This is a genomic window from Acinetobacter sp. NBRC 100985 (genome assembly GCF_000241225.1).
Classification (GTDB): Bacteria; Pseudomonadota; Gammaproteobacteria; order Pseudomonadales; family Moraxellaceae; genus Acinetobacter; species Acinetobacter venetianus.
Genome location: NZ_BAEB01000010.1, coordinates 46,133 through 54,693, shown reverse-complemented (window position 1 = coordinate 54,693; position 8,561 = coordinate 46,133). Strand labels below are relative to the sequence as shown.

The window sequence follows — 8,561 nt, the reverse complement described above, 5'->3', positions numbered from 1 at the left end:
CTTTTTTATAACTTGCTTTTCAGCGTGAACTCTGCGACATGATCCAAATAGTTATCCTCTTTTATCTCTGGAGATAAAGGATAGATTTGATTCGGCTGGATCCCTTGCCCTTCAATCATATTTCCATTGGGTGTGTAGTAGTGAGACACAGTCATTTGCAAAGCTGCACCATTCGGTAATGGGAAAAGCTTCTGAACAACGCCTTTACCATAACTATTCTCACCGATAACCCAAGCACGTTTATGTTCTTTTAATGCTGCTGTAAAAACTTCTGCGGCTGAAGCGGAACGACGATTAATCAGAATGCCAAGTTTAATTTTCTGAAACTTATTTGCTGGTAATGCCTGAAATTGCTGATCGCCTTCTGAGCGACTCTTCGTCGTAACAATAAGCCCGTCATTCAAAAACAAATCTGCGGATTCAACTGCTGCTGAAAGCAAGCCGCCAGGGTTATTTCGCAAATCAAGAACAACTGCCTTTAACTTATTTGGATTGTATTCGTCAATAATCCGTTTAATTTCATTTGCCGTATCTTGTTGAAAAACGCGAATTTTTTAAGACCAACACTTGATTATGCAGCAAATCAGGTTCGATATCCGTTTCGACCTTTTTATTTCGGACTAAAATTACCGTGCTATTACTATTTTCAGGTTGTATTTGAATGGTGCTACCAATCGAACCATATAACAGCCCTTGTACTTGGTCTTGATTCAAATTTTTTAATTCTTGATTATCAATTTTGATGATGGTTTGACCATTTTTCAAACCGAGCTTATTTGAATCAGAGCCACTTTTAAGATCCTGAATCTGCCATGAACGAGTATGGTTATCATAATTGAGATTGAAATCAACAGAAGCGAGATCACCCTCTGTATATTGAATCAACTGACGGTATTCCTCAGCAGATAAATACCGAGAATAACGATCTAAGCCACCCACTAGCCCTTGAACGGCTTGTTGGAAAAGCGCTTCATCAGATTTTTTATCAACATAATTGTCTTTAACAATGCCATAAATCTGCACAAATTGCTGAATTGATTCAATCGGGACTTCAGCACTACGTGGAGCAGCCTCATCGTCCCATCCCGATGCATGTGTAATCGGTGCAGCAAAAGTGATATGTGACCAACACATCAACACACTTGCAAATAGTGCACGGTAAATGTTGTTGTGTTGAGTCATTCTTTCACCTTATTTATTTTATAAAATCTTCCTAAATCCCCCATTGGATAAGAGGGACTTTCTTATCTTACAAATAAGAACTAGGTTGATTGTAATGTAATTAAGTTTTTACCTTGCATTTCGCTTGGTACAGGGATTTGCATCAAACTCAAAAGTGTTGGAGCAACATCCGCCAATACACCACCTTCTGCAATCGTTGCCTGAGTTGGTCCGACATAAATAAAGGGGACTAACTCAGTGGTATGTTGAGTATGAACCTGACCACTATCATAGTCTTGCATTTGCTCTACGTTACCATGATCAGCCGTAATTAACATATGACCTTTGTTTGCCATCACTGCATCATAAACACGACCTAAACATGTATCGACCGTTTCGACCGCTTTTACAGCGGCATCAAAGACACCTGTATGCCCAACCATATCACCGTTTGCATAGTTCACAACGAGCAAATCAAACTCACCAGAATTAATCGCATTCACCAGTTCATCAGTCACTTCGATTGCACTCATTTCTGGTTGTAGATCATAAGTTGCAACGTTTGGTGATGGAATTAAGATACGCTTTTCACCAGCATATTCATCTTCACGGCCACCACTAAAGAAGAACGTCACATGCGCATATTTCTCAGTTTCAGCAATACGCAATTGGGTTTTACCTAAACTAGATAGATATTCACCAATTGAGTTCTTTAAAGCTTCAGGCATATAAGCAACTGGCGCATCGATGCTCGCTTGATAACGTGTCAACATGACAAATTTAGATAAATTCGGTACAACTTTACGCTCAAAGCCAGCAAAGTCTTTTTCAACAAAAGCTCGGGTAATTTCGCGTGCGCGGTCAGCACGGAAATTCATGAAAACAACACTATCGCCATCTTGTACTTTTATAGTTTCGCCAATACGGGTTGCTTTGACAAACTCATCATTCTCTTCTGCTGCATAAGCAAGCTCTAAGCCTTCTACAGCACTGTTGGCTACACGAGTCGCTTCACCCTCTGTCATCAAACGGTAGGCTTGTTCTACGCGATCCCAACGATTATCACGATCCATTGCAAAGTAACGACCAATCATCGAAACGATACGACCTTGATTTGGATATTGTGCAAAAAGTGCATCTAGTTTTTCTAATGACGGCTTGGCACTACGAGGTGGTGTATCACGACCATCTAAGAAAGCATGTAAATAAACCGTTGCGCCACGCTTTAATGCAAGCTCACACATTGCCACAATATGATCTTCATGTGAGTGAACGCCACCTTCAGAAAGCAAGCCCATTACATGAACAACGCCATTAGCTGTTTTAGCTTTCTCTACAGCATCCACTAACACTTCATGCTCAAAGAAATCGCCTGTACGAATATCTTTAGTAATACGAGTAAAGTCCTGATAAAGCACTCGGCCTGCACCAAGGTTCATGTGTCCAACCTCGGAGTTACCCATTTGCCCATCAGGTAAGCCAACATCTTCGCCGGAACCAGAGATTAAACTATTTGGATGCTTTGCTTTCATCGCAGTCAAGTTTGGTGTTTTCGCTGCTAGATACGCATTATCTTCAACTGCTTCACGATGTCCCACACCATCCATAATTACAAGAACGTGAGGAATTTTGCCAGCATTTGCATCCGTCATAATGGACTCTCTGTTTGTCTATCATTTGATCGGCATATTTTACCGAAATTTAAGCGAATTCTCTACGACCTAACTCATGGCTTTCCTCAATGCTGAGGATAGAATTGTCAAATCAGTTTATCTTGCTCGATAAAGCAAATAACTGCCTACCCCAAACATCATGAGAATCGGCAATAACACAAACCACGCAGGCGAAGGTGCATAGACTAAACTTGCATATCCCAAGAAATCTTGTAGATAGAAAAACCCAAGACCCGTGAACAAGGCAATAACCAAACGGAAGCCCATCGATTGTTGACGTAAAGGACCGAAAATAAACGAACAGGCGATTAATACCAATGCAATCATGGCAAATGGAGATGAAACTTTCTGCCAAAAAGCCAACTCATAAGTTTTCGGCACTTGGCTATATTCTTTTAAATATTGCATGAAGCTAATCAGCTGACTTGGTGATAAATCATCTGGATCTAAAGTCACCATATGTACATATTTGGGTTGTAAAGCCAAACCAAGAGCTTGTTGCTCATGATCCGTTTTAATAGCATTCCCTTGAGCCAGTAAATCAACCTGATGTGATTGCTCTAAATTCCACTGACCATCTTTAACAAATTGACCTTTATCCGCAGTGATAAAAGACTGTAAGCGGTAATTTTCATCAAAATCAATGGACTGAATATTACGTAATTGCCCTTGCGAGTTCGCATAATCAATATAGGTAAAGCGCTGACCTTCGCGTGACCAATACCCTTTCACTTCACCTAAAGTGGCAACACTACGTTGTTTCTTAATACTTTGTGCTTTTTCATTGGTATAAGGGATCACCCACTCACTTAAGACAAAAGACAAAACAATCAATAAAAGTGCTGAACGCATAACCCAGCCAACGATACGCCATAGACTAATGCCAATCGAGCGCATAACAATCAATTCACTGTTAGATGCCAAAGCACCCAACCCTAAAACTGAACCAATCAAAGCAGCAACAGGAAGAATTTCATATAAATAGCTTGGAGCACCCCACAATACATAGAGGAAAGCCTGCCATGCGTTATAGTTATCTTTGAGTGAACCCAATTCACCTAAATAGGTAAATAAAATCTGTAAAAATGACAAGACCAGCGTGGTTCCAAGCATCGCTAAAACCGTGGTTTTCACGACATGTTTGGCAACTATTCGACGTGCTAACATCACAACCCCACTCGCTGAATACTTTTCTTAATTTTTGGTGCTAACTTTTGTTTACGTGCAAAAATTGCCGCCGCAGTCGCATAAATTAACAACGCCGCTGGATATGCCCAAACATCCAACTCCCCTTTACTAATACGAGTCTTAATTGCGATCATCAATACAATTAAGCTGGCAAAAATAAAAATTGAAGGAATAAGACGATAATAACGACCTTGTCGAGGACTCACTTCAGACAACGCAACCGCCAACATTAATGCAACGACAATGACAAAAGGACCGAAAATTCGCCAACCCAATTCACTTCTAACAACTGAGTCGTCACGTTTTTGCCACAACTTACTCATTGATAATGCTTCAACATCATCACTTTCAAATTTAACATCCTTATCATTTTCTAAACGTAAACGATAAGACTGAAATTCGGCTTGGGTATATTTGGGCTGATTCGGGTAGATCTCATAGCGGCGACCTTGTACCAAGTCAACTACATTTGCCGTGTCGTTTGCCATCTCGACGCGTGTCGCTTCTTTTGCCAGAATCATGACGTCTGGCTTATCTTCGCGATCTGCTTTTTGATAATAGAAAATGTCTTTTAAGTTCTTTCGATCTTCTGAAAGAGAACCCGCATAAATTGTATAAGGGCCTGAGGAAATAAACTCTCTCGGTCGAACTAAATCAAAACCCGCACGAACGGCTTGGGTTTGCATCAAATTTTCATAAGCACGTATGCCTGATGACGAACCCCAGAACATTAAAAATGACTGAACAAACAAATAAACCAAAGTCATCGGCAGCAATAATCTTGCTAATTGATTTCGACTGACCCCACTGCCATTCAAAACTGCCATTTCATGATCGACATACAGACGACCAAATACCAACATTAGACCAATAAAGAAACCTAATGGCAGAATCAAAGTTAAGAATTCTGGCAGACGATAAGCAATAATACTGAGCAGCACGCCAGCATCCAAACGACCTTGTGCAGCTCGTCCAAATATCTTGATTAACTGACCACCCATGATAATTAACGTGAGTAAGGCAGTCACAACCAGAGAGGTGGACACCACTTGTTTGACGAGGTAACGCCGAATAATCAAAGTAATGCTTCCAAAAATAGACCAATCGAGGGGTAGTGCTAGTTTACCCGAATGTTAAAAATATAAAACCTATCGCTTGTTGCGGATTGCAACCTCATATCTGAAAGTGTTTAATGGAATGATCTCTGTTTTTTATGCATTAGGTTTTATATAAACAATGAAATTTACCCTGCACACTAGCCTTCCAGCACAATCATCTAGTGAATCTTTATGGATTTTGGTTGATTCAGAACAACTACAACAAAATTTAAATTCATACCAAATCAAAGACCTAGAAGAATCTATTACTGCAACTCAATTCAAAGCAGGTTTTAATGAAAACTTAGCACTGATTGCAAAAATTGCTACACAACCAAATGCTCAAATCCTTGGATTGGGTAAAAGTAATGAGTTAAAAGCGATTAAATTAGCAAAACTCGCACAAACCATTATCAAATCATCACAAAATAAATTTAAACAAATTACTGTCGATTTATCTGCATTACCAACTGATTTACATCATTTGTTTGCACTTAGCCTCACTCAAGCTGCTTATGGTTATGATGAGTTCAAGTCAAAAAAGAACGAATTTGTTTTAGAAACGATTGATCTGATCGCAAGCCAGACATCTTTGGATGAAGCGCAATTGAACTTGATCCATGCAGTGCAATCTGGTCAGAGCTACGCGCGTGATTTGGGTAACCGTCCGGGCAATATTTGCTTCCCCGAATATCTTGCAGATCAAGCACTCGCATTGGCAAAACAATACCCTGATTTACTTAAAGTCACCGTATTAGATGAGCAGCAAATGGCTGATCTTGGCATGTACGCATTTCTTGCCGTCAGCAAAGGTTCAGATCGTCCAGGTCGTATCGTTACACTAGAATATAATGCCAATACTGATCAAGCACCTGTTGTCTTAGTGGGTAAAGGCGTAACTTTCGATACAGGAGGTATTTCGCTTAAACCTGGTGCTGGCATGGATGAGATGAAATTCGATATGTGCGGCGCTGCTTCTGTTCTCGGTACGATGCAAGCACTTTGTGAAGCAAAACTTCCAATTCACGTCGTAGGTGCAATTGCAGCTGCTGAAAATATGCCATCAGGTCATGCAACACGTCCGGGTGATATTGTCACAACAATGAGCGGCCAAACGGTTGAAATCCTAAATACCGATGCTGAAGGTCGTTTAGTATTGTGTGATACATTGACCTATATCAAACGCTTTAACCCTGCCCTTGTGATTGATATCGCAACCTTGACAGGTGCATGTGTTGTTGCACTTGGCAAAGTAGTTAGCGGCTTATTTACGCCTGACGATGAACTCGCTCAAGATCTACTCCAAGCTGGCGAACAATCACTTGACCGTGTATGGCGTATGCCAGTAATGGAAGAATACCAAGAACTACTCGATACGCCTTTTGCTGATATTGCCAATATCGGTGGACCACATGGTGGCGCGATTACAGCGGCTTGCTTCCTTGAACGCTTCACCCGTGAATACCGTTGGGCACACTTAGACGTTGCAGGTACAGCATGGTTATCAGGTGCAGCCAAAGGTGCAACAGGTCGTCCAGTTCCATTGCTCATACAATTTTTAGCAAATCGTGCTCAGACTAATCACTAAGGTTTGATGTTAGTGAACCCGCAGATTAGTTTTTATCTCTTTGAAAATAGTACAGAACGGCAAGTCGAAAGTGCTTGCCGCCTATGTCGCAAAATTCTGAATCAGCATCCTCAAATCTGGTGGCATTGTATTGATTCAGAATTACAAACTGAACTCGACGAGAAACTTTGGACTTTCGACCAACTTAGTTTTATACCGCATGGTATTGATACGCCAAACAGTGCAGTTTGTATTTCCGCAGAACTTCCACCATCGAAAGATTGGATCGTGTTTAATTTTAACAATCATGCACTTGAACAAACTCAAGATTTTCGCCACATTATCGAGATTATTGAAAATAATGAGACTGCTAAGCAGATCGGGCGAGAAAAATTTAAACTGTATCGTCGTTTAGGCATTGAGCCTCGGACATTTAAATTATAAATCTGTATGAGATCAGATCATTTGAGGAGTATCGTGTGGCATTAAATGTAGGTCAGGACTTTAAGAAACGTTGGCTCAACACCCCTGAAGCTGTTCGTCAAACCTATCAGGAAGATCTAGCGCGCATCTGTGACCTGCTGCAACCACAAACATCAATTCAAACGTGGAAATTTGATGAGGAAAAGGCTCAACAAATTTCGCAACAGCGTATTGAACAAGCCTATGCTGATCTCAAAGCAGAATTAATTGAACAAGCGCGCATTCGCAAGCAACTTGCACTTGAGAAAGCCTTAGAAGAGAAACGTGCCGCTGAAGCAGCGTATGCTGCCCAGCTCCATGCCGATGAAGCAAAGCAATTTGAGCAACAAACTGAAAACTTAGTGGCTTTACGCAATCATATCGATCAAGAAATTGCTCAACAAACTGAACGTTATCAACCAAACCCTGAGCAACCGAGTATCGACTTTGCGCAACCGCAACGTTTGGTTATTGACGATCAACAGATTTTATCTGAGTTGGAAAGTGTACGTGTACGCTTAGAATTGGAAGCAGAAAGCCTCATTGAACAGGCCGTCACTGTTTTCCGCGCCAAATTGCATGCTCTAGCTCAAGATGAAATCGAATATATTCTAAAAAACAGTGAATTTTCAGATGAAAAGTAATAAAAAGCCCAGTTGAAACTGGGCTTTTTATTCGGGTCTATTATTTTAAAAAACCATTTTCAGCTAAGAAAGCCATGCTGATATTGGATTCTGATTTCTGCTCTGCTGCTTTATCACCTAACAATAAGCGCTCAATATAACGAGCTAGCACATCAACTTCTAAATTCACTTTCGTACCCACTTGCCAAGTGCCGATATTGGTACGTTCTGCTGTATGTGGAATCAGATTTAAACTCAAAATATTGCCACGTAAATGATTAATCGTCAGGCTAATACCATCCACAGTCACTGAGCCTTTTTCTGCTAAATATTTAGCTAACTCAACAGGTGCTGTCACTTCAAAATATAATGAACGTGCATCTTCACGAACCAAAGTAATTTCACCCAAACCATCAACATGACCACTGACAATATGTCCGCCAAAACGCGTGGTTGGCAACATTGCCTTTTCCACATTCACAGCTTGGCCCACTTTCCATTGACCTAAAGTGGTTCGATTCAAACTTTCACGAGAAACATCTGCTGCATACCAGTTTGCGCCCCATTCGATCACGGTTAAGCAGATTCCATTGGTTGCAATTGAATCACCCAGATGCACATCAGACATATCTAAATCAGTTTGAATACGCAAGCGTACATCACCGCCCACACTTTGTAGGCTCTCAACCTTACCTAAACTTTCAATAATACCTGTAAACATGAGACTTATAACCTACCTTTATTCAAGTATGTGCCAGCGTGAATCAGATACCTTAAAACAAAGGACTAG

General features: G+C 40.7%; 7 protein-coding genes and 1 pseudogene. 3 read left to right on the top strand and 5 right to left on the bottom strand.

Annotated features, from left to right (window positions below):
* Nucleotides 1-5: 5 nt before the first annotated feature.
* The 4 genes and pseudogenes from ACT4_RS03190 to lptF all read right to left on the bottom strand — a co-directional run bounded on the left by ACT4_RS03190 (nt 6) and on the right by lptF (nt 5,101).
* A pseudogene (locus ACT4_RS03190) lies at nt 6-1,182 on the bottom strand (S41 family peptidase).
* Between the two features lie 80 nt (nt 1,183-1,262).
* Nucleotides 1,263-2,813, bottom strand: coding sequence for a 2,3-bisphosphoglycerate-independent phosphoglycerate mutase (gene gpmI, locus ACT4_RS03185; RefSeq protein WP_007479793.1), 1,551 nt, complete (start codon nt 2,811-2,813; stop codon nt 1,263-1,265).
* Between the two features lie 117 nt (nt 2,814-2,930).
* Nucleotides 2,931-4,001 carry an LPS export ABC transporter permease LptG gene (gene lptG, locus ACT4_RS03180; RefSeq protein WP_004876343.1) on the bottom strand — a complete coding sequence of 357 codons (1,071 nt, stop codon included), beginning with the start codon at nt 3,999-4,001 and terminating at the stop codon, nt 2,931-2,933.
* Entirely contained in the window at nt 4,001-5,101 is a 1,101-nt protein-coding gene (lptF, locus tag ACT4_RS03175) for an LPS export ABC transporter permease LptF (protein ID WP_007479792.1), read from the bottom strand. The genes lptG and lptF overlap by 1 nt, the downstream gene beginning before the upstream one ends.
* Before the next feature lie 157 nt (nt 5,102-5,258).
* Here lptF and ACT4_RS03170 point away from each other — a divergent pair, with 157 nt between their 5' ends.
* The 3 genes from ACT4_RS03170 to ACT4_RS03160 are packed head-to-tail and all read left to right on the top strand — an operon-like array spanning nt 5,259 to nt 7,792.
* Nucleotides 5,259-6,707 carry a leucyl aminopeptidase gene (locus tag ACT4_RS03170; protein WP_007479791.1) on the top strand — a complete coding sequence of 483 codons (1,449 nt, stop codon included), beginning with the start codon at nt 5,259-5,261 and terminating at the stop codon, nt 6,705-6,707.
* A 6-nt stretch (nt 6,708-6,713) separates the two neighbouring features.
* Nucleotides 6,714-7,130, top strand: a complete 417-nt coding sequence (locus tag ACT4_RS03165; RefSeq protein WP_007479790.1) for a DNA polymerase III subunit chi — start codon at nt 6,714-6,716, stop codon at nt 7,128-7,130.
* A gap of 35 nt (nt 7,131-7,165) precedes the next feature.
* Entirely contained in the window at nt 7,166-7,792 is a 627-nt protein-coding gene (locus ACT4_RS03160) for a hypothetical protein (RefSeq protein ID WP_007479789.1), read from the top strand.
* Nucleotides 7,793-7,832: 40 nt separating this feature from the next.
* Here the strand turns inward: ACT4_RS03160 and ACT4_RS03155 are convergent, their stop codons facing one another.
* Entirely contained in the window at nt 7,833-8,492 is a 660-nt protein-coding gene (locus ACT4_RS03155; RefSeq protein WP_007479787.1) for a riboflavin synthase, read from the bottom strand.
* Between the last annotated feature and the right edge of the window lie 69 nt (nt 8,493-8,561).